This window comes from Erythrobacter colymbi (assembly GCF_002155685.1).
In the GTDB taxonomy this organism is placed as follows: Bacteria; Pseudomonadota; Alphaproteobacteria; order Sphingomonadales; family Sphingomonadaceae; genus Erythrobacter; species Erythrobacter colymbi.
This window is the reverse complement of the sequence record NZ_MUYK01000001.1, coordinates 15,754-42,572: the sequence shown is the minus strand read 5'-3', so window position 1 is coordinate 42,572 and position 26,819 is coordinate 15,754. Positions and strand designations below refer to the sequence as shown.

The following is a 26,819-nucleotide window of genomic DNA, read 5'->3' as shown; positions in this document are numbered from 1 at the left end:
AATTCGCAATGCGAAGTCAACTTCGATATGCGAAACTCCGGGAGTGTGGCGGCGGGGACACGGGGCCGCGATGCTGCGGGCGGGCGAAGAAAAAGGGGCCGGCTCGCGCCGACCCCTTGTCCATGTCATTCCGGTGTGCGGATGGTCAGGGCACGACGCCGATCGTGTCCGGGTTGCCATCGGGGTCGCCGTTGACCCGGCCGCCATTGCCCGGGGCGCCCTGCAGCAGGATCCCGGCGAAGTGCGGGGTCGCCATCGAGGTGCCCGAGATGGTGTTGTAGCCGCTGCCGATCCAGGTCGACTTGATCGCCGAGCCGGGCTCCGCATAGTCGATCGGCGGGTTGCCGAAGTTCGAGAAGCTCGACCAGTTGTCACCGATCGCGAAGGACGAGATGGTGAAGATGTTCGGCCCGTTGGCGCGCGCCGGCGAGGAGTTGGCAGCGTTGGTGGATTCGTTGCCTGCCGCCAGCACGAAGCGCACGCCGCCCGCCGCAGCGTTGATCACCGCATTGTCGAGCGTGGTGCTGGCACCGCCGCCGAGGCTCATGTTGGCGACATCGCCCGGACGGCCGAACTGCGCGACATAGTCGACCCCGGCGACAACGCCCGAAACCGAGCCCGAACCGCGCCGGTCGAGCACGCGGACCGCCACCACCGGTGCGCCCGGCGCGACGCCGATCACGCCGATGCCGTTGTCGCGCGCGGCGATGGTGCCGGCGACATGGGTGCCGTGGCCGTTCTCGTCAGCCGCGGTGCCGCGGCCGGTGAAGTTGCGCGAGCGCGCGACATCGACGTTGAGATCGGGGTGGTCGAGCTGGATGCCGCCGTCGATCACCCAGGCCGTCGCGAAGCTGCCGGCGCGCCCGCCGTTGACGCGGGCGATGCCCCAGGGCGTTTCCTGCGGAGGCTGGGTGGTGGTGCCGCCACCGCCGCCGCCGCGCGTCTGGATCTGGGTGACGACCTGATCCTGCTCGCAATAGGCGATGTTGGGGTTGTTCTTGCGCATGTTCTCGATCGCCTGCGGGGCCGCGTTGACCGCGAAGCCGCGGACCGCGACGCTGTAGACGTGCTTGACCTGCCCCTGTGCGGCCTGCGCGGAGCGCTGCGCCTCGGCATTGACGTTGCCGCGCGACACCTTGCTGTTGTCGAACACGCAGATGTAGCTTCCGGCGATCTTCTCGCCGGCCTGCTGCGCCTGCGCGGGCGCGGCGAGCGCAATGAACGGCAACGCGATGATCGCGGCCATGGCTGTCTTCTTCATGTGTGATCTCTCCATACTAGAGTGCCCCGATCACTGCCCCCCCGGGTAGTAACCGACTCCTGATTGGTATCAGCGCAAACGGGAATGTCGATAGGAAATTTTGCGGAATTATCGTTAGATAACCGGACATTACTTAAGATCGCGCGGCCATGCGCCAGGACTTTCGGGCGCGCTCCCGACAGCCATCGTCCGGCTTTCTGCGCTGCTCTGGTGAACAGCCGTGGTAAGGCGCGCCTTTACTCTGCCGGAACCTCCGGCTTCGTTTCCGCCGCAGTGCTGTCGGGATCGAACCGGCGGTGCCGCACGATCCGCGGCGTGATGACGATGTAGAGCTCGGTCTTCGACGTGGTCGAGCGTTCGTTGCGGAACAGATTGCCCAGCACCGGCACGTCGCCGAGCAGCGGCACCTTTGACTTGGTGGTCAGGACGTTCTCCTGCGTCAGCCCGCCGATCACGAAGGTCTCGCCGTCGCGCACCGAGGCGCTGGTCTCCGCCTCGCGCTGGCTGATGGTGGGAAAGCCCTGTGAAAAGCCGGTGACGCTCGAGACCACGCCGTAGATCTTCGAGGTGATGTAGCCATCGCTGCTGATGCGCGGCGCGATCTGGAGCGTCACGCCGACGTTCACGTATTGCACCTGTTGCGACACGCCGTTGACCCCCGAGAGCTGGATCGAGGTCAGGATCGGCAGGGCATCGCCGGTGATGATCTTGGCGGTCGACCCGCTCTGCGCAGCGATCCGCGGGCGCGAGACGATCCGGCCCTCGCCCTTCTGGATCTGGGCGAGGATCGCCGCCTGCAACCGTGCCGAGGGCAGGATGTCGGTCGGGTTGATCCCGAAGGGGAGGAACGACCCCGTGGTCAGATCGCCCACGGCGATCTCGCCGTTCTGGTTGGCGAAATCGATCCCGAGGTTGCGCGCGCCGGTCTCGGTCAGCTCGACGAACTGGGTCTCGAGGATCACGCTGTCGACCGGCACGTCGATCAGCGCGATCTGGCGCTTCACGCGCTCGATCCGCTCGGGCGAGCCGGTGACCCAGATCGCGTTGAGCCGGCGGTCGACGGACAGGCCGTTGCCGAAATTCTTGCCCAGCGGCACCTGCTCGCTCGCGGGCTGCTGCGGCACGCCGATGAAGCTGCCCTGCTGGTTGCTGCCGGGCGAGCCGAACCCGGGTTCGCGCCGGATGAAAACGTCGTTGGGCGCGATCTCGATGCCTTCGGCCAGCAGCCCGATGACTTCCGAGACATCGGCATATTTGAGGAACACCATCTCGTAGGAATCGCCCGGCGCGTAGCTGTCCTGCGGGACCTGCGAGAGCTGCTGCTGGGGGAGAACTTCCTCTCCGGTCGAGCCGATCGGGCGGGCGCCGATGGTCTCGTCCTCGGGCACCTGCTGGATGCGCACCTGCACCGAATTGTTGCCGACCTTCTCGGCCTTGATGGTCGCGGGCCGCGCGGTGTCGAACCGCAGGACGAGGCTGCTGCCCTCGGTCACGAACAGCAGCGAGCGCACCAGCCCGCGGAAGCTCTGCCGGTTGGGAACGCGCCCGGTCTTGAGCGTGGTGGCCATCACCAGTTCGGGGCGGGTGGGGTTGCGGTCGATGGTGGCAAAGCGCGGCTCTGCGGGCGAAAAGCGCAGGATGAAGGTGGCCGCGCCGTCATCGGCGGTGACCAGCCGGAGCTCCTCGACGACCGAGGGGACGAGCACCTGGGCACGCGCGGACACCGCGCCCAGACCGGCCCCCAGCGCGATCAGCAACCCGACCCATCTCACCAGAATTCGCAGCAAAAACGCACCCCTATCCGCTGCCCCTGCGGCCCTGAGGGGAGGGAACCTAGACCGCGCGGGCTTTATTGCAAGCACGTGACCAATACGTGCTTACCAGTTGGGGATAACATTGAAGGCGGCCGGGTTAACCAGAGCGGCGGGTGCGTGCCTCAGGGTCGCAGGCTCGCCTCAAGCGCGGGCCAGCGTTTGAGCGCAGCCTCGATCTCGCCCGCTGCGCGGCGCAGCAGGGGGAGGCGCGTGCGGACCAGTTCATCCTGCGAAATGCGGGTGGTGGAGGTGGAGCAGTTGATGCTCGCGATCACGCGCCTGCCCTGGCCGAAGATCGGCACCGCGACCGAGACGATCCCGTAATCGAGCTCGTCCAGCGCGGAATCGTAGCCGCGCTCGGCGATCAGGGCGAGCCTTTCGGCAAGCGCTGCGCCTTCGGTCACGGTGCGTTCGGTGAAGCGCTGGTAGGGCGCGCCGGCGAGCAGGTCTGCGCGCTCGCCCTCCGGCAGGTGCGCGGCAATCGCCTTGCCGAGCGAGGTCGCGTGGAACGGAAAGCGCGTCCCCACCCCCGCCGCCACGCGAAATCGCCGGTCGGTCGAGACATGGGCGACGTAGAGAATGTCCGTGCCCGACAGCACGGCGAGGCTGGCGCTGTCCCCGGTCTGGTCGCGCAAGGCCTGCAAAGGCGGCAGCACCACCTGCTCGATCTGCATCGAGGCAAGGAAGGCCGACCCGATCGTCAGCACCGCCGGGCGCAGCAGGAACTTGCGCTCGTGCTGGCCGACATAGCCGAGCTCGACCAGCGTGATCAGACAGCGCCGCGCGACGGCGGGAGGCAGGCCCGTGCGCGCGGCGACTTCGGAGAGGGTCATCTCGGGATGATCCTCGTCGAAGGCCTTCAACACCCGCAAGCCCCGCTCGAGCGTCGAGAGGAACTCCGGGTCTTTGGCTACCTGTTCAGCCCCTGCGGATCCCATGCACCGGCCTTTCGATGGAGCGGCGGATCGCCGCGTCGTCGGCCCCCAATAGGGGCGGCGCGGTGACGCTGTCCATCCGTGCGCCGTCGAAGGACACAGGGAAGCGGATGGTGCGGAAGGTGCCCTTGGGCCCGTCCGGATCGCTCACCTCGATGCCCAGCACCTTGGCCTGCTCGGTCGCGAGAACCTCGGTGGTGTCGTAGACGGGCGAGTTGGGCACTTCGAGGCGAGTCAGCTCGGCCGTCCAGTGATCGCGCGGCTGGCCCGCGAAGATCGGAGCGAGGAAGGCGACCACGTCCTCGTAATGCGCGATGCGCGCGTCGCGGCTTTCGAAGGCGGGGAGGGAGAGCATGTCCGGCTGGCCGACCGCGATGGCAAGGTTCTCCCAGAACTTCGGCGGCGAGGACATGTGCAGCGCGAGCCACTTGCCGTCCGCACACTGGAAGACGTAGCTCTGGCTGACATGCGGGCGCGAATAGGGCCCCATGACCTGATCGGCCGAGAACAGGTGCGTGAAATCGTCGAGGTTGAAGTGGCACATCGCCTCGAACATCGAGGTTTCGACCACGCGGCCCTTGCCCGTCATGTGCCGCTCGTTGAGCGCGGCAAGGATGCCCAATGCGGTGTAGAAGCCGGTCATGGCATCGGCGATGGCCGGGCCGACGACGCGCGGGTGCTCGGGATTGACCAGCAGCCGCAGGAAGCCGCTCGCCGCCTGCGCGACCGTATCGAAGGCGGGGCGGTCCCGCTCCGGGCCTTCGCTGCCGAAGCCCGAGATCGAGGCATAGACCAGCGCCGGATTGATCGCCTGGAGCCGCGCCGCATCGACCTTGAGCCGATCCGCCACGCCAGGACGGAAGTTCTGGATGAAGACGTCCGCATCCTCGACCAGCCGGTCGAGCACAGCGAGGTCTTCGGGGTTCTTGGGATCGATCGTGACCGAGCGCTTGTTGCGATTGTAGGTCTGGAAGTGCGGCGAGTAGAGCTCGCCCTTGAAGCTGCGGAAGGGATCGCCCGTCCCCGGCTGCTCGACCTTGATGACGTCCGCGCCGAGATCGGCGAGCAGCATCCCGGCGGCAGGGCCGGTGATGAAGGTGCCCATTTCGATCACGGTAACGCCTGCGAGCGGCCTTGCTGTCATCGCTCTGATCCCATCTGCTTGCCTTGGTATGGATGTGACACTATATTCTTCGCATATCGAAATCAACTTCGAATAACGAAAAGGCCAGACCCCATGCGCATCGGCAAGCAGGATAACGCGGTGACCTCGATCTGCACTTCGGATGCGACGAGCATCACCGTGCGCGGGCTCGACCTGTGTAGCGAGGTGATCGGCCATGTCGACTTCACCTCCTATTTCTGGCTGCTGGTGACCGGCACCATGCCCAGCCCGCCGCAGAAGGCGCTCGCCGATGCGGTGCTCTGCGCGATTGCCGAGCATGGCCTTGTACCCTCTGTCGTCGCCACCCGCATGACCTATGCCGCGGCTCCGGAAGCCTTCCACGGCGCGGTCGCCGCGGGGCTCTTGGGCTGCGGCAGCGTGGTGCTGGGCAGCGCCGAGGTCGCCGGCAAGTTCTACGCGCAGGTCGTCGCCGACGCCGAAGGGCAGGACGCGGCCGCCACCGCCATCGCTGCGCTCAAGGAACTGCGCAGCCAGAAGAAGGCGATCCCCGGCTTCGGCCACCCCCAGCACTCGGGCGGCGATCCGCGCGCGCACCGGCTGCTGGCGCTGGCAAAGGAGCATGGCATGGAGGGCAAGCACATCGCCATGCTGCGCACCATCGAGCAGGTCTTGCCCGAGGCGATCGGCCGCGCGCTGCCGATCAACGTCAACGGCGCGATCCCTGCCGTGATGCTCGACGCGGGCTTCCCGCTCGCGGCATTAAAGGGCATCTCGCTCCTCGCCCGCACCGCGAGCCTGATCGCCCACCTTCAGGAAGAGACCGAGCGGCCCATCGGCTTCATCATGTCGGGCGCGGCGGCCGAACGCATCGGTTTCGACGACGGAAGCGAGCCTGCCGAGGCTTGATCCCGCGCCACCCCTCCGCCACTGTCGGCGCATGAGGACGAGGGGCGACAGCATGACAGGACGGCATCTTTTCGTATTGGCGGCAGCGCTCGCGGCCTCGCCCGCGCTGGCTGACGCGCCCCTGCCGCTTACCGAGACCGAGCAGGCCGCCCCTGCCCTCCCCGCGATCCTCGCCCCCCGCGAGCGCGCGGCGCTGGAGAACCGCATCCTCGCCGAGCGGCTCGATACGATCATCCCGCAGATCATGCGCGCGGAGGGGATCGACCTGTGGCTGCTGGTCGCGCGCGAATATTTCGAGGAGCCGGTGGTCGCCACCATGCTCGACGCGGAAAACATGCACGCGCGGCGGCGGACGATCCTGATCTTCCACGATCCGGGCGAGGGCAAGCCGGTCGAGCGCCTCACCGTCAGCCGCTACGGCCTCGGCGGGCTGTTCGCCCCGGCGTGGAACCCCGACCAGCAGCCCGACCAGTGGAAGGCAGTCGCGGAGATCATCGCCGCGCGGAACCCGCAGAAGATCGCGATCAACTCCTCCGACCTCTACCAGTTCGCCGACGGCATGACACTGAGCCAGTACGACAAGTTCATGGCTGCGCTCCCGCCCGCCCTGCACGAGCGCGTCACCAGCGGCGAGGGGCTGGCGATCCGCTGGCTCGAAACCCGCACGCCCGCCGAGATGGACATCTACCCCACCGTGGTCCGCATCGCCCACGCGGTGATCGGCGAGGCGTTTTCGAGGAAGGTCATCACCCCCGGCGTCACCACCGCCGAGGAAGTGCAGTGGTGGTATCGCGACCGGCTGATGCAGCTCGGCCTCACCCCGTGGTTCCACCCTTCAATCGCAATCCAGCGGCAGGGGCGCGAGGGGATGATCGAGGGCGACGAAGTGATCCAGCCGGGCGATCTGCTCTGGACCGATTTCGGCATCACCTACCTTCGGCTCAACACCGATACCCAGCACCTTGCCTATGTGCTGAAGCCCGGCGAGACCGAGGCGCCTGCGGGGCTGCGGGCGGGGCTGGCGAACTCGAACAAGGTGCAGGATTTCCTGCGCGCTGCCTTCAAGCCGGGCCGCTCGGGCAACGAGGCGTTGGCCGAAGCGCGCGAGAAATCGATCGCGGCGGGGCTCGACCCGTCGATCTATTCGCACCCCATCGGCTATCACGGTCACGGCGCGGGTCCGAGCATCGGCTTCTGGGACAACCAGAAGGCCGACACGCGCGGGAGCGGCCCGATCCGGCCGAACACCGCATGGTCGATCGAGCTCACGTCTTACGCCAAGGTGCCCGAATGGGGCGGCCAGAAGGTCGATTTCCGCACCGAGGAGGACGCCTTCTTCGACGGCGCGAGCGTGCGCTTCATCGACGGCCGCCAGACCGCGATCACGCTGATCCCTTCGGAGTAGATCTCCCCTCCCTTCAGGGAGGGGCCGGGGGTGGGGCCCGAAGGCGCAGCCGAGGGCTCCATGCCAGCGGCCACGTGCGAGGCCGGCGGCCTCGCCCCACCCCCACCCCCTCCCGCAAGCGGGAGGGGAGTCAGGTCAGCGCCGGCTCGACGAGCCGATCCCGTGGGCGCGGGTCTTCACGCGGTACACGTCGCTCTGCGCGGTGATGTAGAGGTCGGACAGCTCCGGACCGCCCCAAGCGAGGTTGGTCGCGCGCTTCGGGGTCTCGAGCCGGTCGATGACGGTGCCCATCTTCGGATCGACCACGCAGATCCCGCCCGGACAGGTGACATAGACCAGCCCGTCCTTGTCCACCCGCACGCCATCGACGCGGCCCTGCTTGGTCTCGTCGGTCACGTCGATCACCAGCCGCTTGCGCGACCCGCTGCCGTCGGCGGCGATGGAGTAGGCCCAGACCTTCTGGGTGGCGGAATCGGTGACGTAGAGCGTCTTTTCGTCGGGCGAGAAGGCCGCGCCGTTGGGTCGCTCGAGCGTGCCGTCGATCAGCACCATCCGCCCCTTCGCCTCGTCGAGCGCATAGACGCCCGAGAAGCCCAGTTCGTCGGGACGCTTGACGCCCTGATAGCCCGCCTGAAGGCCGTAGGGCGGATCGGTGAAGACGATGACCCCGTCGCTACGCACCGCGATGTCGTTGGGGCTGTTCAAATGCTTCCCCTCGAACGCCTCGACCACCACCTGCCGCCCGCCCTCAGGCGTCCAGCGGGTGAGCGCGCCGCTGCCGTGCTCGGCATTGAGCAGGCGTCCCTCGCGGTCGAAGGTGTGGCCGTTCGCCATCGCGGAAGGCGTGTAGAGCACCTCGGGCGCATCCTCACCCGGGGTATAGGCATAGACCGTGTCGCCCGGGATATCGCTGAAGATCAGCCGCGTCCCGTCCCACGCCGGGCCTTCGGTGAAGGTGTAGCCGGTGCCGATGGTCTCGAGGCTGCCCTCGACGATGCGCGGGATCGGGCAATCGGGCACCGCGTGCCCCTCATGCGCGGGCGCGCCGCTTGCCATCAGCACCGCCGCCGCGCCTGCCATCCACCGCATTGCCCTGCCCATCATGCACCCCTTCGCTCGTCTCGTCGCGGCGCGACAGTGCCTCGCCGCACGCACGGATGCCAGCACTTTTGAGGGGAGCCGCAAGGCTTGCAAGCGCTGGCCTCGGGGGGCATGGGAGGCGCCAGACAGGAGACACTTTCCCATGCGTCAGATCGACCACTTCATCGTCGGCGAGACCCCCGCCCCCACCCGCAAGCACGCCATCTGGAACCCCTCGACCGGCGAGGTCCAGGCCGAGGTCGCGCTGGGCGATGCCGCGCTGCTCGCCCGTGCGGTGGAGACCGCCAAGCGCGTCCAGCCCGGCTGGGCGGCGACCAACCCGCAGCGCCGCGCACGGATCATGTTCGCCTTCAAGGAACTGGTCGAGAAAAACATGCAGAGCCTCGCCGAAATGCTGGCGAGCGAGCACGGCAAGACCGTGCCCGACGCGCGCGGCGACGTGCAGCGCGGGCTCGAAGTGATCGAATATGCCTGCGGTCTGCCGCAGATCATGAAGGGCGAATACACCCATGGCGCGGGGCCGGGGATCGACGTCTATTCGATGCGCCAGCCGCTCGGCATCGGGGCGGGGATCACCCCGTTCAACTTCCCGGCGATGATCCCGATGTGGATGTTCGGCATGGCCTGCGCGGCGGGCAATGCCTTCATCTTGAAGCCTTCCGAGCGTGACCCCTCGGTGCCGGTGCGCCTCGCCGAGCTGTTCCTCGAAGCGGGCGCGCCCGAAGGGCTGCTGCAGGTCATCCACGGCGACAAGGAGATGGTCGACGCGATCATCGACCACCCCGATATCGCCGCGATCAGCTTCGTCGGCTCTTCCGACATCGCGCAGTACATCTACGCGCGCGGTTCGGCGAACAACAAGCGCGTGCAGGCCTTCGGCGGCGCCAAGAACCACGGGATCGTGCTGCCCGATGCGGACCTCGACCAGGTCGTCACCGACCTTACCGGCGCGGCCTTTGGCTCGGCGGGCGAGCGCTGCATGGCGCTTCCCGTCGTGGTGCCAGTGGGCGAGGACACGGCGGAGCGCCTGAAGGAAAAGCTCCTCACCTCGATCGCCAAGTTGCGCATCGGCGTCTCGACCGATCCGGACGCGGACTACGGCCCCGTCGTCACCCCCGAGCACAAGGCCCGCATCGAGCAGTGGATCACCACCGCCGAGGAAGAGGGCGCCGAAATCGTCGTCGACGGGCGCGGGTTCAGCCTGCAGGGCCACGAAAAGGGCTTCTTCGTCGGCCCGACGCTGATCGACCACGTCACCCCGCAGATGCGCTCCTATCAGGAGGAGATCTTCGGCCCCGTGCTCCAGATCGTGCGCGCCAAGGACTTCGAGGAGGCCGTGCGCCTGCCCTCCGAGCACCAGTATGGCAACGGCGTCGCGATCTTCACGCGCAATGGCCACGCGGCGCGCGAATTCGCCGCGCGGGTGAATGTCGGCATGGTGGGCATCAATGTGCCGATCCCTGTGCCGGTCGCCTACCACAGCTTCGGCGGGTGGAAGCGTTCGGGCTTCGGGGACATCGACCAGTACGGCGTCGAGGGCCTGAGGTTCTGGACCAAGAACAAGAAGATCACCCAGCGCTGGCCCGACGGCGGCGGGGATGGCAGCAACGCCTTCGTCATCCCGACGATGGGGTGAGGCGCTTGCGTGCGCTGATCCTGATGCTGTGGGCCGCCCTTCTGGTGCTGGCCGCCCCGCTGCAAGCGCAGGCTAAGCGCATCGCGCTCACCTTCGACGATGTGCCGCGCGGGGCTGGGGCCTTCTTCACCCCTGACGAGCGCTCGAAGCGCCTGATCGCGGCCCTGAGCGAGGCGGGCGTTCGCCAAGCGGCGTTCTTCGTCACCACCGGCAATCTCGACACGCCCGACGGCGCGGGGGGCGAGCGCCGGATCGCGGCCTATGTCGCGGCCGGGCATGTCATCGCCAACCACAGCCATTCGCACTGGCACCTCAACCAGACCGAGGCCGCCGATTACCTCGCCGATCTCGACCGGGCCGCCGCGTGGCTCAAGGGTCGCCCGGGATACCGCCCGTGGTTCCGCTTCCCCTTCCTCGACGAGGGCGGGCGCGATGCGGCGAAGCGCGATGCGGTGCGCGCGGGTCTGGCGGCGCGGGGCCTCAGGAACGGCTATGTCACCGCCGACGGGTCGGACTGGCATCTCGAACAGCTGACCATCGACGCCAAGAACGCGGGCCGCGCGATGGACATGGCCGCACTCCGCAAGCTCTACCTGCAATCGCAGATGTCTGGGATCGCCTATCACGATGCCCTCGCCCGCCGCACCCTCGGCCGCTCGCCGCCGCACGTCATGCTGCTGCACGAGACCGATCTCTCCGCGCTGTTCATCACCGATCTCGTCGCCGAACTGCGCAAGGACGGCTGGACGATCATCACCGCCGACGAAGCCTATGCCGACGCCGAGCTTGCCGCCGCCATGCCGATCGTGCCGCACACCTCGGGTACGCTCACCGGCATGATGGCGTGGGAACGCGGGGTTCCGCCGCCCTACGCCCCGTTCTGGATGGGCACCGAGGTGATGAGCCTGCTGTTCGAGCGCAATGTGCTGGTGAAGCCGGAGGAAACGAAGTGACGAGACTTGCTCCAAGCCTGACGCTTGCCCCTTTCCTGCTCGTCCTTGCTGCGTGCGGCGGCAAGGAGACTGAGGAGGAAACCGCACCGGCGCCGGAACCTGCCGCCACCGAGGTCGCCGTCACCGAGCCTCCCGCCGAGGCAACCGAGCCCGGCACGATCCCCGCAGCCTTCCACGGCGTGTGGGATGCCGGGACCGGCACCTGCGATCCGGCGTCCGACATGCGGATGGAGATCGGGCCGCGGGCCATCACCTTCTACGAGAGCCGCGGCACCGTGACGGCGGCAACCCAGAGCGCGCCCGGCACCATCGACATCGACCTCGCGATGGAGGGCGAAGGCGACACCTGGACCCAGCGGATGGAGCTATCCCTCGATGGTGAAGGGGCCGATGCGGGGCTGCTTGTGCGCTACGATCAGGATGAAGCGCCGCGCTCCACCGGGATCATCTTGCCCCGCCGGCGCTGCCCCGCCTGAGCCCACCGTCAACGGCTCGCCGCAAGGCTTGCGAGCGATTCGCGATCCGCACTTGGCGAGAGGCCCGCTTTGCGGCTAAGGCCGCGCCCATGCCCAACCCGCCCCTGCCCGCCGCGCGCGCAACGGCCGTAAGCTGAAAGCCGCGCCGGTCCCATCATGAAGCGGGTCTTTGCCAACATGGGCTGGCTCTTGGGCGGGCGCGGGTTCAACGCGGTGCTCAGCCTCGTCTACCTCGCCATCGCCGCGCGCACGCTCGGCACCGAGGGCTTCGGCTACATGGCGCTGATCATCGCGCTGGGTCAGGCGATCACCGGCTTCTCCAGTTTCCAGACCTGGCAGTTCATCGTCCGCTGGGGCGCGGACCCGGAGAACCCCGGCGTCGATATCGAACGCGCGCGCGAGGCGACGGGCTTTGCCGTGGCGCTCGACCTGCTCTCGATGGTGATCGGCACCGCCGCCTCGGCCCTCTTGGTGGTGACCTCGCCGCTGTGGCTCGACGTGCCGCCCGACCTCATGTGGCTGACCTTCTGGTATTGCGTGATCTCGGTGCTGACGATCCGGACCACGCCGACGGGGATGCTGCGCCTGCACGACGAATATGGCCGCGCGACCTGGGCCGAGGCGGTGCAGCCGATCATCCGTGCTGGCGGCGCGGCGCTGGCGTGGTGGCTGATGCCGACCGTCACCGGCTTCATCCTCGCCTTCGCCGCCTCCGAAGTCGGCACGGCGCTCGCCCTGTGGTTCGTCGCGGTGCGGGTGCAGCCGGTGAGCCTTGCCTCGGTCAGCCTCAAGGCGATCCCCGCGCGCTATGGCGGGGTGTGGCGCTTCGTCGTCTCGACCAACCTGTTGAGCAGCCTTGCTGTGGCGGGCAAGCAGGTGATGATCCTCTTGGTCGGCACCTTCGGCGGGGCCTCGCTCGCGGGCGGTTTCCGGATCGCCAACCAGCTCGGCGTGGCGCTGATTGCGCTCGCGCAGACGATCTCCAAGGCAATCCTGCCCGAGCTGGTGCAATCGCGCGACGGGGCGGTGGAGATCGCGCGGCGCATGGCCAACATCGCCGCGATTGCCGGAACGGCCGCGGTGGTGACCGCGATCCTGTTCGGCCGCCCGGGTCTTGCGCTGATCGCGGGCGAGAAGTTCACCGGCTTCTACTGGGCGATGATCATTCTCTCCATCGCGGGCGCGGTCGAGCTGGTCGGCGCGAGCCTTGAAAGCCTGCTGATCTCGGCGGGCAAGGCGCATGTCGCCTTCCTCGCGCGCCTGTTCCCGACGATACTCGCGCTGCTGATGCTCGAGATGGCGATCGACTGGAAGGGCGCGCAGGGTGCAGGCTTCGCGGTGCTGGGATCGAGCCTGCTCGCGGTGGTCGGGTTCTACGTGGCGATCGTGAACCTCAGGCAGTTCCGCCTGGTGGTGGAGCCGGACGCAGAAGGGGCGGACACATTGCCCGCCCCTCCTAAGAACTAGAACCTCGCCAGATTCTCCCTTCCCCTCGGGGAAGGGTCGGGGATGGGGGAGCGAGGCCGTAAGGCCTCGCGTCCATGCTGGCGTCGAGCCCCCACCCCTTACCCCCTCCCCGAGGGGAGGGGAAAAGAGCTTACCCCTCGTAAGCGAGCTTCGGCTTCCTCGCGGCAGCCGCCTCGTCCAGCCGGCGGCGGGGCGAGTAGTAGGGGGCCTGCTTCAACGCCTCGTCACCCGCCAGCGCGCGCTCCGCGACGCCGCGGAAGGCGGCGATGAACTGGTCGATCGCGGCCTTGCTCTCGGTCTCGGTCGGCTCGACCAGCATCGCGCCGTGAACCACCAGCGGGAAGTACACCGTCATCGGGTGATAGCCCTCGTCGATCAGACCCTTGGCCACGTCAAGCGTCGAAAGCCCGGCGGCGAAGTTGCTGTCCGAGAACAGCGCCTCGTGCATGCAGGGGCCGCTGCCCGCGAAGGGCGCATCGAGGATGTCCTCCATGCTGCGCAGGATGTAGTTCGCGTTGAGCACCGCGTCTTCGGCCACCTGCTTGAGGCCGTCCGCGCCGTGGCTGAGGATGTAGGTCAGCGCGCGGGTGAACATGCCCATCTGGCCGTGGAAGGCGGTCATGCGGCCAAAGCTGGGGCCGCGTTCCTCGCGGTTCTCTTCCTCGACGAGGTAGAACTCGCCGCTCTCGCCCTGGCGGATGAAGGGCAGCGGAGCGAAGGGCGCGAGGGCTTCGGAGAGCACCACCGGCCCCGAACCCGGCCCGCCGCCGCCGTGCGGGGTCGAGAAGGTCTTGTGGAGGTTGATGTGCATCGCATCGACGCCAAGGTCGCCCGGGCGCACCTTGCCGACGATGGCGTTGAAGTTCGCCCCGTCGCAATAGACGTAGCCGCCCGCCGCGTGGACCGCATCGGCGATCTCGCGGAAGTCCTTCTCGAACAGGCCGCAGGTGTTGGGGTTGGTGATCATCACCCCCGCAACGTCCGGCCCGAGGCGGGCCTTCAGCGCGGCGACATCGACGCGGCCTTCGGGGGTCGCGGGAATGTCCTCGACGCGGTAGCCCGCGAAGGCGGCGGTCGCGGGATTGGTGCCGTGGGCGCTTTCGGGCACCAGCACCACCTCGCGCGCGTCACCGCGGGCCTCGTGCGCGGCGCGGATCGCGAGGATGCCGCAAAGCTCGCCGTGCGCGCCCGCCTTGGGGCTCATGGCGACGGCGGGCATTCCCGTGAGGGTGCACAGCCAGTGGCCGAGCTGATGGATCACCTCCAGCGCGCCCTGAACACTCGACTGCGGCGCGAGCGGGTGGATGTCGGCAAAGCCCGGCAGCCGCGCCATCTTCTCGTTCAAACGCGGATTGTGCTTCATCGTGCACGAGCCAAGCGGGAAGAAGCCGAGGTCGATCCCGTAGTTCTGGCGGCTGAGGCGGGTGTAGTGGCGCACGGTCTCGGGCTCGGTCAGGCCGACGAGGCCGATCGCGTCCGAGCGCTCCAGCCCGCCGAGACGGGTCGGCGCGCTGGCGTCCACTTCCGGAAGATCGACGCCGGTCACATCCGCGCGCCCGATCTCGAACAGCAGCGGCTCCTCGAGCATAAGCCCGCGGTTGCCGGTGGTCGTGACGGGGCCGCCGAGAAAGCCGCTCTCCGCGACCTGCATTTCGGGCTTCCAGCCGCTCTTGTTGGGGGCGTTCATCACACGGTCTCCTTGATGGCGGCTTCGAGCTCTGTGGCGAGGCGTTCGATATCCTCTTCGGTGGTGGTCTCGGTCACGGCGACGAGCAGCGCGTGCTCCAGCGCCTCGACCCCCGGATAGAGCCGGCCGAGCGACACCCCGCCGAGCACGCCGCGGTCCGCGAGGTCGCGGATGATTTCACGCGCGGGCTTGCCGCCCAGCATCAGGGTGAACTCGTTGAAGAAGGCGTTGTTGAGCACTTCCACGCCCGGCACCTTGGCCAGCCGGTCGGCGGCGAGGCAGGCGAGGCGGTGGTTCTCCGCCGCCAGCTCGCGCAGGCCCTTCTCGCCCAGCAGCGTCATGTGGACGGTGAAGGCGAGCGCGCACAGCCCCGAGTTGGTGCAGATGTTGCTGGTCGCTTTCTCGCGGCGGATGTGCTGCTCGCGGGTCGAGAGGGTGAGCACGAAGGCGCGCTTGCCCTCGGCATCGGTGGTCTCGCCGCACAGGCGGCCGGGCATCTGGCGCACGTGCTTGGGATCGCGCACGGCGAAGAGGCCGAGGTAGGGCCCGCCGAATTGCAGGCCGACGCCGAGCGATTGCCCTTCGCCCACCACGATATCCGCGCCCATCTCGCCCGGCGCCTTGATCGCCCCCAGCGCCACGGGTTCGGTGTTCACCACCACCAGCAGCGCGCCCTTGGCGTGGGCGGCTTCGGCGATCGGGGCGAGGTCAGCGATGCGGCCGAGGATGTCGGGATATTGCACCACGACGCAGGCGGTCTCCTCGTCGATCCGCCCGATCAGGCCAGTGAGCTCGGGATCGGAGGTGATCGAAGGTAGCGCGTCGGCGATGGTGTCGCCGGTGAAGTGCGCCATCGTCTTCACCACCTGCGCATAATGCGGGTGGAGCGCGCCCGAGAGCACCGCGCGCTTGCGCTTGGTGACACGGGTCGCCATCGCGACGGCCTCCCAGCAGGCGGTCGAGCCGTCATAGAGCGAAGCGTTCGCCACCGCGCAGCCATAGAGCCGCGCGACCTGCGTCTGGAACTCGAACAGCATCTGCAGCGTGCCCTGCGCGATTTCCGGCTGGTAGGGCGTGTAGGCGGTCAGGAACTCGCCGCGCTGGATGATGGTATCGACGCTCGCGGGCACGTGGTGGCGGTAGGCCCCCGCGCCGAGGAAGAACGGCACTTCGCCCGCCACCAGGTTCTTGGCGGCGAGCGCCTTCATGTGGCGTTCGACCGCCATCTCGCTCGCGTGCATCGGCAACCCGCGGATCGGGCCGTCGAGACGGGCGACTTCGGGCACGTCGACAAACAGGTCGTCGATGGTCGAAGCGCCGATTTTCGCCAGCATGTCCTGCCGGTCGGTGTCGGTGAGAGGAAGGTAGCGCATGGGTGTTCAGCCTCGGTTGGGAGAGGTTGCGAGGGGGATCAGAGCCCTTCGAGGAAGGCCTTGTAGCCGTCTTCATCCATCAGGCCGTCGAGCTCGCCGGCGTCCGCGATGGTCATCTTGAAGAACCAGCCGCCGTCTTCGGGCGCGCTGTTCACCAGCGCCGGGTCTTCCTCGAGCGCGGGGTTCACTTCGGTGATTTCGCCGGTGATCGGGGCGTAGACGTCCGAGGCGGCCTTGACGCTCTCGACCACGGCCGCGTCCTTGCCCTGCTCGATCATCGCGCCGACTTCGGGCAGTTCGACAAAGACGATGTCGCCAAGCTGGCCCTGCGCGTAGTCGGTGATGCCGACAGTCGCGATGTCGCCTTCGACTTCGATCCATTCGTGTTCGTCAGTGTAGTAACGCATGAGTCAGTTCCCCCTGTGGTAGCGGTGCGGGACAAAAGGTGTGGGCGAGACGGTGGCGGCGAGGCGCTTGCCGCGCACTTCCACCTCGAGCTGGGTGCCGATGGCGGCGTGCTCGCTGGCGACATAGGCCATGGCGATGGGCGCGCCGAGCGTGGGCGAGAAGCCGCCGGAGGTAACGGTGCCGATCTTCTCCGCGCCGCTGAACACTTCCGCACCTTCACGGGCGGGCAGACGGCCTTCGATCTTGAGGCCGACCCACTTGCGCGCTGTGCCCTCCACGATCTCGCGGTTGATCCGCTCGGCCCCGGGATAGCCACCTTCGGTGCGGCGGCGCTTGTTGATGCCGAAGGTAAGGCCCGCCTCGATCGGCGAGGTTTCGGGCGAAAGATCATGGCCGTAGAGCGGCAGGCCTGCCTCGAGCCGCAGGGAGTCCCGCGCGCCGAGGCCGATGGGCTTCACTTCCGGCTCGCCGCAGAGCAGGTCGGCAATCTCGGCGGCAGCTTCGGCGGGGAGCGAAATCTCGAACCCGTCCTCGCCGGTATAGCCCGCACGGGCGATGGTGACGTCGTGGCCTGCGATCCGGAAGCGACCGAACTTCATGAAGGTCAGCGCCGAGAGCGGATATTCGCCCGTCGCATGGCGGGCGAGCGCATCCGCCGCCTTGGGGCCTTGCAGCGCGAGCAGCGCGCGCTCGTCGAGGTAGTTCATGGTGATGTCGTCGGGCAGTGCCTCGCGCAGCGTCCCCATGTCGTCCCACTTGGTCGCGCCGTTGACCACCAGATAGAGCGCCTCGGGCCAGCGCGAGACCATCAGGTCATCGAGCACCCCACCCTCTTCATCGAGCAGCAGCGAATAGCGCTGCTGGCCGAGCTTCAGCGTCGAAAGGTCGATCGGCAACACCGCCTCGACCGCTTCGTCGAGCCCGGGGCCGGACAGCACCAGCTGGCCCATGTGCGACACGTCGAACAGCCCCGCGCTCTCGCGCGTCCAGTTATGCTCGGCGACGATCCCTTCGTACTGGATCGGCATCTCGTAGCCCGCGAAGGGCACCAACCGCGCACCGCGCGCACGGTGCCAGGCATCCAGAGGCAGCGCCTCCAGCGGGATGTCTTCGAGATGGTCTTCGGTGTCGTGGTCGCTCACTCGGAAAATCCCCGGCAGAATACGGCAGTCCGGCAGCGCAAACGCGCCGCCCTGATACTGCCCCCTCTGTCGGGTGACCTGAGAGCTTCGGCGGGGCCTTCTTCGATGGCCCGCCTCCCCTTCGGTGGCCGCAAGCCGAAGCCCGCAGCGCTTTCCAGAGTGTCATGCAGCCGAGCGGTCCGGTGGCCTGAGAGTTTCCGGGGCGGTTGCTCCTTCGGCGCCTTTGCCCCCTTTGACAGAGGCATCGGGCTCTCCCGCTCGCCTGCCCGCGCCAGAATCACTCCTGCCGCGGAAGACGCCCCTGCCCTGTCCGAATTGCTGCATCGCGTCAATCGGGCGAACGCCGGTTTGCCGTGTGGAAAACGCAATTGCGGGCGGAAACGCGCGGTTTTATGGGTGAACGCGGGATGAATACCACGGAAGTCTATCTGATCGCGCTGACGATCATCTTCGCCGCTCCGTGGCTGGTATGGCGTTTGCTCAACACCGAATACTGGATGCCGCTCGTCGTGGTCCAGATCGTGGGCGGCATCCTGCTCGGCCCGGGGGTACTGGGCGCTGCCTATCCCGAATACTACGCCTTCGTCTTCAAGCCCGAGGTGATCGGCGCGCTCAACGGCGTCGCCTGGTGGGCGGTGATGCTGTTCGTGTGGGTCGCGGGGCTCGAACTCGACCTCAAGCTCGCCTGGGAGCGCCGCGCGGAAAGCAGCGTCACGGCGGCCTGCGCGCTGCTGTTCCCGATGGCGCTGGGCTGCGCGGCGGCGGCGATCCTGCTCGCGAGCGGGCCGGGCTGGATCGGCCCCAAGGGTTCGACCTGGCAGATCATCCTCGGCATCGGCATGGCCTGCGCGGTCACCGCGCTCCCCATCCTCGCCCTGCTGATGGAGAAGCTCGGCATCCTGCGCGAGCCGCTCGGCCAGCGCATCCTGCGCTATGCCAGCCTCGACGATGTCGCGATCTGGGGCGTGCTCGCGCTGATCCTGCTCGATTGGGCGCGGATCGAGCGGCAGGGCATCTTCCTCGTCGGCTTCGCAATCGCCGCCTACCTGATCCGCAAGCTGATGGTGCGCCTCAAGGAGGACGACCGCTGGTATGTCGGGCTGATCTGGCTCGCCGTCGTCGGTTTCGGCGCGGACTGGTCGGGCCTGCACTACATGGTCGGCGCGTTCCTCGCGGGCGTGGTGCTCGACGCCAAGTGGTTCGGGCACGAGGCGATGGACCGCTTCCGCAACACCGTGCTGCTGACGATCATGCCGGTGTTCTTCCTCTCGACCGGCCTCAGGACCCAGTGGGACGTGGGCGGGCTCGCCGTGTTCGGCGCGGCCGCACTGCTGCTCGCCGCATCGGTCAGCGGCAAGCTGCTCGGCGTCCAGATCGCGGGCAAGCTGCTCGGCTGGCGTCCGGGCGAGGCGAGCGTGATCGGCTGGCTGCTCCAGACCAAGGCGCTGATCGAGATCATCTTTGCCAATGTGCTTCTCGACAAGGGCATCATCTCGAACGAAGCCTTCACCGCGCTGCTGCTGATGGCGGTGACGAGCACGACGCTGACCGTGCCGATGGTCACCCCGCTGCTGAAGCGGCTGGACGCAAGGGTGAAGGCGGAGGCCTAGAAAAACGTCCGTTCGCCCTGAGCTTGTCGAAGGGCCGCACTTTTCCTTCGAGGACCACGAGAGGATCAAGAAGGGCGGTGCTTCGACAAGCTCAGCACGAACAGTTCTATTTGTCGAACGGCACCATAGACGCCCGCGCCATCAGCGCCTTTTCCCGGTCCGTAAAGCCGCCGGTATCCTCGCCGCCCGCTGGAGGCGGGACCTGCGTGGTGAAGTAGACCAGCCCTGTCTCGCCGCCAGCCAACAGCCACAGGCCCGATTGCAACCCATAGGCTTCGCCCGAATGGCCGACAGCGTCGGTCTCGGGAACGTCGGTCCTGTCGAACAGACCGTCCTTGCAGCGCCCGGGGAAGCGATTGATGTACTGAACGCCCATCCAGTAATGGCAGAAGAATTCCTGCCCTTTCGTCTCACCGCGTTCGGTGACGTCATTCAGCACATTGTCGGCGCTGGCTGGCCAGTACCCGTCCTTGAAAAGAATAGCCTGCCCGATCTTCGCGAGGTCCATCATCCCGATCCGCACCCCGCCCTGCGGGCTGAAGATCGAGGCATTGGTGCCGGGCACATAGGCGTCGAGGTCACACGCCTGCCCTTCCGCCACGGGGATCGTGCAGGCGGGCGGCAGGTCGGCGGGGCCATCCTTCGCCACCTCGCCGGTGTCGCGGTAGAGCGTCACCGCGCGTGCCGCCATGTCGGCATCGCAGCCGATCCAGTTGAGGCAGGCCTTCACCCCCAGCGGCGCGAACACCAGGCGCTCGACCAGCCGGTCATAGCGCTCGCCCGAAGCCGCTTCGAGCACGGTCGCCACCAGCGGTGCGCCGAGGTTGGAATAGAGGAACTCCAGCGGATCGGGCCGGCGCAGGGGATCATTGCGCCCGCCCGGCCGCACGCCCTCGCGCCACGAGGCAGGGTCAGCGAATTTCGCTTCGAGGCTCTCGCCCAAGGGAATGATGTAATCCGCCGTGCCCGAAAGCGCTGCGCGGTGCGACATCAGCTGGCCGAGCGTCACCGGCACATCGGGGAAGTAGGGCGAGCGCACCTTCCACCCGAGATAGTCCGAGACATCGCGATCAAGATCGACCTTGCCCTCGTCCGCCAGCCTGAGCGCGGTCAGCGCCATGATCAGCTTGGAGATCGAGGCGATCCGCACCGGATCATTGGCCTCGAGCTTGCGGCCCGTTTCCTTGCTCGCCAGCCCTTCGACGATCAGCGGGCGGATCGTCTCGCGGTCGAAGGCCACTACGACGCTCGCGGGTGGCGCCGGCGTTTCCTGCGCGGCGGCGGGGGCGGCAACGAGAGCCAGAGCGGCGAGGAGGCGGCGGATCATCCCTGCCTTATCCCTGCAAAAGCCCCCGCGATCAATCGCGCCCCGCTGGTCCCCGAAGCCCCGCCTGTTGTCAGCCCTGCAACGATGCGTCATCCTCCAACCCCTTGGCAAGATTCGCCAAAATCAGGGGGATAGAACGATGAGCGACAATCCGAACTTCCCGATCAGCACGGCCACCGTCAGCTGGTTCGACACCGCAGGCCAACTGCATATCCGCGTCTATTCGACCGACGGCTACACCGTCACCGAACGCTGCAACGATGGCAATGGCTGGGTGACGGGGCAGTTTTCCGCCCCCGGAAGCCAGGTTTCGGCGACCGTCTGGAACGCGAGCGACGGCACCCACCTGCGGGTCTATTGCACCATCGCGGACAAAACCACCGAATGGTGCGGCGATCCCGAGACGGGTTGGACGCAGGGCACCTACACCCCGTCCTGACGGCGCGGGGCGCGTCCCCGCGTCCTCGCCAGCCTAGTCGAGATTGGGCCGCAGCCAGCGCTCGGCCTGCTCGACGCTCACCCCGCGGCGGGCGGCATAGTCTTCGAGCTGGTCGCGGCCGACGCGGGCGACGCCGAAATATTCAGCTTCGGGGTGGCCGAAATAGAAGCCGCTGACGGCGGCAGTCGGCCACATGGCGAAGCTTTCGGTGAGGGTCAGCCCGGCATTGGCGGGCGCATCGAGCAGGTCGAACAGGATCGGCTTGAGGCTGTGATCGGGGCAGGCCGGATAGCCCGGCGCCGGACGGATGCCGCGATATTCTTCCTTGATCAGCGCCTCGTTGGTGAGCTGCTCGTTGGGGGCATAGCCCCACAGCGTGGTGCGCACGTGCTGGTGCAGCGCTTCGGCAAAGGCCTCGGCGAAGCGATCGGCGAGCGCCTTCAGGAGGATGTCCGAATAGTCGTCCTTGTCGGCCTGGAAGCGCGCCGAGTGGCTGTCGATCCCGTGGATCCCGACCGCGAAGCCGCCGATCCAGTCGCCTGCCGGGTCGATGAAGTCGGCAAGGCACATGTTCGCCCGGTCGCGGCTCTTCTTGACCTGCTGGCGCAGGAAGGGGAGGCGGACGTGCTCCTCGGTTTCGGGGAGGTGGATCGTCACATCGTCCCCGTCGCGCGCACAGGGCCACAGGCCCGCGACGCCGCGCGCGGTGAGCCACTTTTCGGCGATCAGCTGGTCGAGCATCGCATTGGCATCGGCGAAGAGCTGGGTCGCGGTCTCGCCCACCACCTCGTCCTTGAGGATCGCGGGGTAGTTGCCGTGGAGTTCCCAGGCGCGGAAGAACGGCGTCCAGTCGATGAAGTCCCTGAGGTGCGCCAAGTCCCAGTCGGGGAAGACGTGGAGGCCCGGCTGTTCGGGCGGGGCGGGCTTGTCCGAAAGGAAGGCGTCGTAGAAATTCGCCCGCGCCTCGTCGATGCTGAGCAGCACGCTCGCGCTCTTGCCCGCGCGCGCATCGCGGACGTGGGTGTATTCGTCGGCGACTTCGCTGACGTAATCGTCGCGCTGGGTGTCGGAGAGGAGCTTGGAGGCCACCCCCACCGCGCGGCTCGCGTCGAGCACGTGGATCACCGGGCCTTCATAGGCAGGGTCGATCTTCAGCGCGGTGTGGACCTTCGAAGTGGTCGCCCCGCCGATCAGCAGCGGCATGGTCATGCCGGCGCGCTGCATTTCCTCGGCGACCGTGACCATCTCATCCAGCGAGGGGGTGATGAGGCCCGAGAGCCCGATCATGTCGGCCTTGTTGTCGTTCGCCGCGGCGAGGATCGTCGGCCAGGGCACCATGACGCCAAGGTCGATCACCTCGTAGCCGTTGCACTGGAGCACGACGCCGACGATGTTCTTGCCGATGTCGTGAACATCGCCCTTCACCGTCGCCATGATGATCTTGCCCTTGGCCTTGCGCTCCTCCTCGGGGAGGAGGTCCTTCTCGGCCTCGATGAAGGGGATGAGGTGGGCGACCGCCTTCTTCATCACGCGCGCGGACTTCACCACCTGCGGTAGGAACATCTTGCCCGAGCCGAACAGGTCGCCGACGACGTTCATCCCGTCCATCAGCGGGCCTTCGATCACTTCGATGGGGCGCGTGGCGGACTGGCGGGCCTCTTCGGTGTCCTCGACGATATGGGCGTCGATGCCCTTGACCAGCGCGTGTTCGAGCCGCTTGGCGACCGGCCAGCCGCGCCATTCCTCGGCGGCCTTTTCATCCGCGACCGACTTGCCCTTGAAGCTTTCGGCGAGGGCGATGAGGCGCTCCGTGGCGTCCGGGTCGCGGTTGAGGATCACGTCCTCGCAGGCCTCGCGCAGCGCGGGGTCGATCTGGTCGTAGACGTCGAGCTGGCCCGCGTTGACGATCGCCATGTCGAGGCCCGCGGGAATGGCGTGGTAGAGGAACACCGAGTGCATCGCGCGGCGCACCGGCTCGTTGCCGCGGAAGCTGAAGGAGAGGTTGGAGAGACCGCCCGAGTAATGCGCGTGCGGGCACAATTCGCGCAGTTCCTTCACTGCTTCGATGAAATCGACGCCGTAATTGTTGTGCTCCTCGATCCCTGTCGCCACCGCGAAGATGTTGGGATCGAAGATGATGTCCTCAGGGGGGAAGCCCTCGGCGACGAGCAGGTCGTAGGCGCGCTTGCAGATCTCGACCTTGCGCTGCTTGGTGTCGGCCTGTCCGGTCTCGTCGAAGGCCATGACCACCACCGCCGCGCCGTAATCCATGCAGATGCGCGCGTGGTGGAGGAAGGCCTCCTCGCCCTCCTTCATGCTGATCGAATTGACGATCGGCTTGCCGCTGACGCACTTGAGCCCCGCCTCGATCACCTCGAACTTCGATGAGTCGATCATCACCGGCACGCGGGCGATGTCGGGCTCGGCGGCGATCAGCTTCAGGAAGGTCGTCATCGCGTGGACCGCATCGAGCAGGCCCTCGTCCATGTTGACGTCGATCACCTGCGCGCCGTTCTCGACCTGCTGGCGCGCGACTTCCACGGCGGCGGGGTAGTCGCCCGCCATGATGAGCTTCTTGAACGCCGCGGAGCCGGTGACGTTGGTGCGCTCGCCGATATTGATGAAGCGGGAGGAGGAGGGTTGGGTCATGGTCTTTTCGCTTTTCTCGTCACCCCCGCGTAGGCGGGGGTCCAGCTTGTCGGTCGGAGGTAAGCTGGATCCCCGCCTGCGCGGGGATGACGGGGGAGGGTGAGGTCAGGCGGCGATGAAGGCTTCCAGCCCCGCCAGCTTCATCGCCGGTTCGGGCGAGGGCACGGCGCGCGGCTCGCTGTTCGCCACCGCCTTGGCGATGGCGGCGATATGCGCCGGCGAGGAACCGCAGCACCCGCCGAGGATGTTGACCTGGCAGTGATCCGCCCAGTCCTTCACCAGCCCCGCGGTCGTGTCCGGCAGCTCGTCATATTCGCCGAGCTCGTTGGGAAGCCCCGCGTTGGGATAGATCAGCAGCAGCGTATCGGCGATCTGCGAGAGCACCTTGACGTGCGGGCGCAGCTGCTCGGCGCCGAAGCTGCAATTGAGGCCGATGGTGACGGGCTTTGCGTGCCTCACCGCGTACCAGAACGCCTCCACGGTGTGCCCGGAGAGGTTGCGGCCCGACAGGTCGGTCAGCGTCATCGAGATCATCAGCGGCACCTCGCGCCCCAGATCGCGCTCGAGCTGCTTGACCGCCATGATCCCGGCCTTGGCGTTCAATGTATCGAACACCGTCTCGATCAGGATGAAATCCACCCCGCCCTCGACCAGCGCGGCGGCCTGTTCCTTGTAGACCGCGACCAGTTCGTCGAAGTCGATCTCGCGGTAGCCCGGATCCTCGACGTCGGGGCTCAATGAGAGGGTCTTGTTGGTCGGCCCGATCGCGCCCGCGACGAAGCGGGGCTTGCCGTCCTTGGCGGCATATTCATCCGCCAGCTCGCGCGCGATCTTGCCGGAGGCGAGGTTGATGTCGCGCACCAGCGCCTCGGCGGCGTAATCGGCCTGGCTGATGCGGTTCGCCGAGAAGGTGTTGGTCGAGACGATATCCGAACCCGCGTCGAAATAGGCGCGGGTGATGTCCGCAATCACATCGGGGCGGGTGAGCGCGAGGATGTCGTTGTTGCCCTTCTGGTCGGCGGGCAGTCCGAGCGATCCGGCGTAATCCTCCTCGGAGAGCTTGCGCAGCTGGATCTGCGTTCCGAAAGCGCCGTCGAAGATCAGCACGCGGTCTTTCGCCGCGGCCTGGAGTTGTGCGCGGGCGCTCATGCGACGTTCTCCGAAACGGGGCGCTTCCCGAGCATGTGGCAGATCGCATAGGCGAGCTCGGGGCGATTGAGAGTGTAGAAGTGGAAGTCGCGCACCCCGCCCGCATAGAGGCGGCGGCACAGCTCGGCGGCGACCGTCGCTGCGACCAGCTGGCGCGCGGCGGGCTTTTCGTCGAGACCTTCGAACAGGCCATCCATCCACGCCGGGATCGCCGCCCCGCAGGCGCTCGCGAATTTCCGCGCCTGCGCGACATTGGTGACGGGGAGGATGCCCGGCAGGATCGGCGCGTCGATCCCGGCGGCCGCGCACTTGTCGCGGAAGGCGAAGAAGGTTTCGGCCGAGAAGAAGAACTGGCTGATCGCGCGGGTCGCCCCGGCGTCGATCTTGCGCTTGAGGTTGTCGATGTCGGCCTCGGGCGAAAGCGCATCAGGGTGCGTCTCGGGATAGGCGGCAACCGAGATCTCGAACGGGGCGATGGCCTTGAGACCCGCGACCAGATCGGCGGCGCTGGCATAGCCTTCGGGGTGCGGGGTGAAGGGCGCGCCCGGCTCGCCCGCGTCACCGCGCAGCGCGACGATGTGGCGCACGCCCGCTTCCCAGTACTGCTCAGCCACCTCGTGAATCTCGGCCTTGCTCGCTGCGACGCAGGTGAGGTGCGCGGCGGCGGGCAGCTTGCCTTCCGCTATGATGCGCGCGACCGTCGCATGGGTGCGCTCGCGGGTCGATCCGCCCGCGCCATAGGTGACCGAGACGAAGCTCGGCCCCAAGGGCTTCAGCTGCGTCACCGCATCCCACAGCTGCTCTTCCATCTTCTCGCTCTTGGGCGGGAAGAATTCGAAGCTCACCGCGACATCGCCCGGCAGGCCGGAGAAGAGCGGCGTGTCGGTGGCGGTGCGGTATTCGTGGAGCTGGTTCAGCGTGGGGGTCATTTCGCGGTTTCCAGAGCGGGGGACTTGGAGGAGGGGGCGGCGGCGCGGCGCTTGGCCGTCCAGATCTTGACGACGAGCGAGCCACCTTCGAGCGCGGTGGGCGGACTGGCGGTGAAGCCGGCGGCCTTGAGCAGTTCGGCCATCTGCCGGTCGGAGAAGCCGAGCCGCACGTGCTGGTGGCGGGTGCGCAGCTCCTCGCGGTCATGGCTGGCGAAGTCGACGATCGCGATCCGCCCGCCGCCGCGCAGCACCCGCGCAGCCTCCGCCAGCACGGGGGCGGGATCGGGCGCGAAGTGGAGCACCTGATGCAGGATCACCGTGTCGAACCCGGCATCGGCAAAGGGCAGGTCGGCGAAATCGCCCTGCACCAGCTCGATCCGGCTGGCGGGCAGGTGCTGGAGCTTGGCGCGGGCGACGCGCAGCATTTCGAGGTTCTTGTCGAGCGCGACCACGCGGTCGGCCTGCTCGGCGAAGAGCTCGGCCATGCGGCCCGTGCCCGTGCCGATGTCGAGCAGCGCGCCCAGCGGCGCATCGGCGAGGGCTTCGGCGAGGCGGCGTTCGACCTCGGCATCGGCGCTGTGGAGCGCGCGCAATTCGTCCCACTCGCCGGCGTGGCGCGCGAAATAGGTCTCGGCCGCGGCCTCGCGCGCATCGCGAATCGCGGCGAGCTTCTTGCGATCGGCCTCGCACAGGGCGGCAAAGTCAGGTTCGGCGGTTTCGGCGAGCGCGAGCAGGTCCTGCACCGCGGCGATCACCGCGCTGTCCGATTCGCTCTGGCGCAGAAACACCCAGCTGCCTTCGCGACGGCGTTCGGCAAGGCCGACGTCGCACAGGATGCCGACATGGCGCGAGACGCGCGGCTGGCTCTGGCCGAGCACCTGCGCGAGTTCGCCCACGGCAAGCTCCATCGCCCCCAGAAGGCGGGCAATGCGCAGCCGGGTCGGATCGCCCAGCGCCTTGAAGATGTCCTCGAGCACCATTGTGACGAGGAGCATATAAAGATATTTTTATATCTGTAAATCACCC

22 protein-coding genes and 1 riboswitch are annotated in these 26,819 nt (G+C 67.5%); of the genes, 8 read left to right on the top strand and 14 right to left on the bottom strand.

Annotated elements, in window-relative coordinates:
- Positions 1-145: 145 nt before the first annotated feature.
- From BZF57_RS00180 to BZF57_RS00165, 4 genes are all read right to left on the bottom strand, one after another.
- On the bottom strand, positions 146-1,261 hold the full coding sequence (locus BZF57_RS00180; protein ID WP_240505796.1) for a S8 family serine peptidase: 1,116 nt from the start codon (positions 1,259-1,261) through the stop codon (positions 146-148).
- A gap of 236 nt (positions 1,262-1,497) precedes the next feature.
- The gene (locus BZF57_RS00175; protein WP_143738265.1) at positions 1,498-3,048 is read right to left on the bottom strand and encodes a type II secretion system protein GspD; all 1,551 of its coding nucleotides are present in this window, start codon (positions 3,046-3,048) and stop codon (positions 1,498-1,500) included.
- 149 nt (positions 3,049-3,197) lie between these two features.
- Positions 3,198-4,013, bottom strand: coding sequence for an IclR family transcriptional regulator domain-containing protein (locus BZF57_RS00170; protein ID WP_086733382.1), 816 nt, complete (start codon positions 4,011-4,013; stop codon positions 3,198-3,200).
- Positions 3,994-5,154, bottom strand: coding sequence for a CaiB/BaiF CoA transferase family protein (locus tag BZF57_RS00165; RefSeq protein ID WP_086733380.1), 1,161 nt, complete (start codon positions 5,152-5,154; stop codon positions 3,994-3,996). The genes BZF57_RS00170 and BZF57_RS00165 overlap by 20 nt, the downstream gene beginning before the upstream one ends.
- Positions 5,155-5,247: 93 nt before the next feature.
- Between BZF57_RS00165 and BZF57_RS00160 the strand changes: the two genes are divergently transcribed.
- Both BZF57_RS00160 and BZF57_RS00155 read left to right on the top strand, forming a co-directional pair.
- Positions 5,248-6,042: a citryl-CoA lyase gene (locus tag BZF57_RS00160; RefSeq protein WP_086733379.1), complete on the top strand. Its 795-nt coding sequence runs from the start codon at positions 5,248-5,250 to the stop codon at positions 6,040-6,042.
- A gap of 52 nt (positions 6,043-6,094) precedes the next feature.
- On the top strand, positions 6,095-7,447 hold the full coding sequence (locus BZF57_RS00155; RefSeq protein WP_086733377.1) for a M24 family metallopeptidase: 1,353 nt from the start codon (positions 6,095-6,097) through the stop codon (positions 7,445-7,447).
- A 135-nt stretch (positions 7,448-7,582) separates the two neighbouring features.
- Here BZF57_RS00155 and BZF57_RS00150 read toward each other — a convergent pair whose 3' ends face one another.
- Entirely contained in the window at positions 7,583-8,551 is a 969-nt protein-coding gene (locus BZF57_RS00150; RefSeq protein ID WP_162290924.1) for an SMP-30/gluconolactonase/LRE family protein, read from the bottom strand.
- A gap of 139 nt (positions 8,552-8,690) precedes the next feature.
- On the opposite strand from BZF57_RS00150, the gene BZF57_RS00145 reads away from it, so the two are divergent.
- From BZF57_RS00145 to BZF57_RS00130, 4 genes are all read left to right on the top strand, one after another.
- Complete coding sequence (locus tag BZF57_RS00145) at positions 8,691-10,184, top strand: CoA-acylating methylmalonate-semialdehyde dehydrogenase (RefSeq protein WP_086733374.1); 1,494 nt, start codon at positions 8,691-8,693, stop codon at positions 10,182-10,184.
- Between the two features lie 5 nt (positions 10,185-10,189).
- Positions 10,190-11,137, top strand: a complete 948-nt coding sequence (locus BZF57_RS00140) for a polysaccharide deacetylase family protein (RefSeq protein ID WP_086733372.1) — start codon at positions 10,190-10,192, stop codon at positions 11,135-11,137.
- A complete protein-coding gene (locus tag BZF57_RS00135; RefSeq protein ID WP_086733370.1) occupies positions 11,134-11,613 on the top strand; it encodes a hypothetical protein in 480 nt (159 codons plus the stop codon). The genes BZF57_RS00140 and BZF57_RS00135 overlap by 4 nt, the downstream gene beginning before the upstream one ends.
- Before the next feature lie 156 nt (positions 11,614-11,769).
- Complete coding sequence (locus BZF57_RS00130; protein ID WP_086733368.1) at positions 11,770-13,080, top strand: lipopolysaccharide biosynthesis protein; 1,311 nt, start codon at positions 11,770-11,772, stop codon at positions 13,078-13,080.
- A 130-nt stretch (positions 13,081-13,210) separates the two neighbouring features.
- Here the strand turns inward: BZF57_RS00130 and gcvPB are convergent, their stop codons facing one another.
- From gcvPB to gcvT, 4 genes are read right to left on the bottom strand one after another with little or no spacing between them, the layout of a single operon-like run.
- Positions 13,211-14,767 carry an aminomethyl-transferring glycine dehydrogenase subunit GcvPB gene (gene gcvPB, locus BZF57_RS00125; protein WP_086733366.1) on the bottom strand — a complete coding sequence of 519 codons (1,557 nt, stop codon included), beginning with the start codon at positions 14,765-14,767 and terminating at the stop codon, positions 13,211-13,213.
- On the bottom strand, positions 14,767-16,140 hold the full coding sequence (gene gcvPA / locus BZF57_RS00120; RefSeq protein WP_086733364.1) for an aminomethyl-transferring glycine dehydrogenase subunit GcvPA: 1,374 nt from the start codon (positions 16,138-16,140) through the stop codon (positions 14,767-14,769). The genes gcvPB and gcvPA overlap by 1 nt, the downstream gene beginning before the upstream one ends.
- 38 nt (positions 16,141-16,178) lie before the next feature.
- Positions 16,179-16,547: a glycine cleavage system protein GcvH gene (gcvH, locus tag BZF57_RS00115; RefSeq protein ID WP_086733361.1), complete on the bottom strand. Its 369-nt coding sequence runs from the start codon at positions 16,545-16,547 to the stop codon at positions 16,179-16,181.
- A 3-nt stretch (positions 16,548-16,550) separates the two neighbouring features.
- Positions 16,551-17,690: a glycine cleavage system aminomethyltransferase GcvT gene (gene gcvT / locus BZF57_RS00110; RefSeq protein WP_086733359.1), complete on the bottom strand. Its 1,140-nt coding sequence runs from the start codon at positions 17,688-17,690 to the stop codon at positions 16,551-16,553.
- A gap of 165 nt (positions 17,691-17,855) precedes the next feature.
- Positions 17,856-17,957: riboswitch (glycine riboswitch) on the bottom strand.
- Between the two features lie 140 nt (positions 17,958-18,097).
- Here gcvT and BZF57_RS00105 point away from each other — a divergent pair.
- Positions 18,098-19,300: a cation:proton antiporter gene (locus BZF57_RS00105; RefSeq protein ID WP_086734540.1), complete on the top strand. Its 1,203-nt coding sequence runs from the start codon at positions 18,098-18,100 to the stop codon at positions 19,298-19,300.
- Positions 19,301-19,406: 106 nt separating this feature from the next.
- Here BZF57_RS00105 and BZF57_RS00100 read toward each other — a convergent pair whose 3' ends face one another.
- Positions 19,407-20,627: a serine hydrolase domain-containing protein gene (locus BZF57_RS00100; protein ID WP_162290923.1), complete on the bottom strand. Its 1,221-nt coding sequence runs from the start codon at positions 20,625-20,627 to the stop codon at positions 19,407-19,409.
- A 139-nt stretch (positions 20,628-20,766) separates the two neighbouring features.
- On the opposite strand from BZF57_RS00100, the gene BZF57_RS00095 reads away from it, so the two are divergent.
- Positions 20,767-21,066 (top strand): fucose-binding lectin, encoded by a 300-nt coding sequence (locus BZF57_RS00095; protein ID WP_086733355.1) that lies wholly within the window; start codon positions 20,767-20,769, stop codon positions 21,064-21,066.
- A gap of 33 nt (positions 21,067-21,099) precedes the next feature.
- Here the strand turns inward: BZF57_RS00095 and metH are convergent, their stop codons facing one another.
- The 4 genes from metH to BZF57_RS00075 all read right to left on the bottom strand — a co-directional run bounded on the left by metH (position 21,100) and on the right by BZF57_RS00075 (position 26,773).
- Positions 21,100-23,715: a methionine synthase gene (metH, locus tag BZF57_RS00090; protein WP_086733354.1), complete on the bottom strand. Its 2,616-nt coding sequence runs from the start codon at positions 23,713-23,715 to the stop codon at positions 21,100-21,102.
- A gap of 105 nt (positions 23,716-23,820) precedes the next feature.
- Entirely contained in the window at positions 23,821-24,864 is a 1,044-nt protein-coding gene (locus BZF57_RS00085; protein WP_086733352.1) for a homocysteine S-methyltransferase family protein, read from the bottom strand.
- Complete coding sequence (gene metF, locus BZF57_RS00080; RefSeq protein ID WP_086733350.1) at positions 24,861-25,793, bottom strand: methylenetetrahydrofolate reductase [NAD(P)H]; 933 nt, start codon at positions 25,791-25,793, stop codon at positions 24,861-24,863. Before metF ends, BZF57_RS00085 begins: the two co-directional genes overlap by 4 nt.
- Positions 25,790-26,773, bottom strand: coding sequence for an ArsR/SmtB family transcription factor (locus tag BZF57_RS00075; RefSeq protein ID WP_086734538.1), 984 nt, complete (start codon positions 26,771-26,773; stop codon positions 25,790-25,792). Before BZF57_RS00075 ends, metF begins: the two co-directional genes overlap by 4 nt.
- Positions 26,774-26,819: the final 46 nt, after the last annotated feature.

What these genes read in the sequence shown, in the direction of transcription:
- gcvPB (WP_086733366.1), bottom strand. Translation starts at nt 14,767, where the DNA reads ATGAACGCCCCCAACAAGAGCGGCTGGAAGCCCGAAATGCAGGTCGCG.
- metH (WP_086733354.1), bottom strand. Translation starts at nt 23,715, where the DNA reads ATGACCCAACCCTCCTCCTCCCGCTTCATCAATATCGGCGAGCGCACC.
- gcvH (WP_086733361.1), bottom strand. Translation starts at nt 16,547, where the DNA reads ATGCGTTACTACACTGACGAACACGAATGGATCGAAGTCGAAGGCGAC.
- gcvPA (WP_086733364.1), bottom strand. Translation starts at nt 16,140, where the DNA reads ATGCGCTACCTTCCTCTCACCGACACCGACCGGCAGGACATGCTGGCG.
- BZF57_RS00165 (WP_086733380.1), bottom strand. Translation starts at nt 5,154, where the DNA reads ATGACAGCAAGGCCGCTCGCAGGCGTTACCGTGATCGAAATGGGCACC.
- BZF57_RS00100 (WP_162290923.1), bottom strand. Translation starts at nt 20,627, where the DNA reads ATGATCCGCCGCCTCCTCGCCGCTCTGGCTCTCGTTGCCGCCCCCGCC.
- BZF57_RS00160 (WP_086733379.1), top strand. Translation starts at nt 5,248, where the DNA reads ATGCGCATCGGCAAGCAGGATAACGCGGTGACCTCGATCTGCACTTCG.
- metF (WP_086733350.1), bottom strand. Translation starts at nt 25,793, where the DNA reads ATGACCCCCACGCTGAACCAGCTCCACGAATACCGCACCGCCACCGAC.
- BZF57_RS00130 (WP_086733368.1), top strand. Translation starts at nt 11,770, where the DNA reads ATGAAGCGGGTCTTTGCCAACATGGGCTGGCTCTTGGGCGGGCGCGGG.
- BZF57_RS00180 (WP_240505796.1), bottom strand. Translation starts at nt 1,261, where the DNA reads ATGAAGAAGACAGCCATGGCCGCGATCATCGCGTTGCCGTTCATTGCG.
- BZF57_RS00170 (WP_086733382.1), bottom strand. Translation starts at nt 4,013, where the DNA reads ATGGGATCCGCAGGGGCTGAACAGGTAGCCAAAGACCCGGAGTTCCTC.
- BZF57_RS00150 (WP_162290924.1), bottom strand. Translation starts at nt 8,551, where the DNA reads ATGATGGGCAGGGCAATGCGGTGGATGGCAGGCGCGGCGGCGGTGCTG.
- BZF57_RS00155 (WP_086733377.1), top strand. Translation starts at nt 6,095, where the DNA reads ATGACAGGACGGCATCTTTTCGTATTGGCGGCAGCGCTCGCGGCCTCG.
- BZF57_RS00095 (WP_086733355.1), top strand. Translation starts at nt 20,767, where the DNA reads ATGAGCGACAATCCGAACTTCCCGATCAGCACGGCCACCGTCAGCTGG.
- BZF57_RS00075 (WP_086734538.1), bottom strand. Translation starts at nt 26,773, where the DNA reads ATGGTGCTCGAGGACATCTTCAAGGCGCTGGGCGATCCGACCCGGCTG.
- BZF57_RS00085 (WP_086733352.1), bottom strand. Translation starts at nt 24,864, where the DNA reads ATGAGCGCCCGCGCACAACTCCAGGCCGCGGCGAAAGACCGCGTGCTG.
- BZF57_RS00145 (WP_086733374.1), top strand. Translation starts at nt 8,691, where the DNA reads ATGCGTCAGATCGACCACTTCATCGTCGGCGAGACCCCCGCCCCCACC.
- BZF57_RS00105 (WP_086734540.1), top strand. Translation starts at nt 18,098, where the DNA reads ATGAATACCACGGAAGTCTATCTGATCGCGCTGACGATCATCTTCGCC.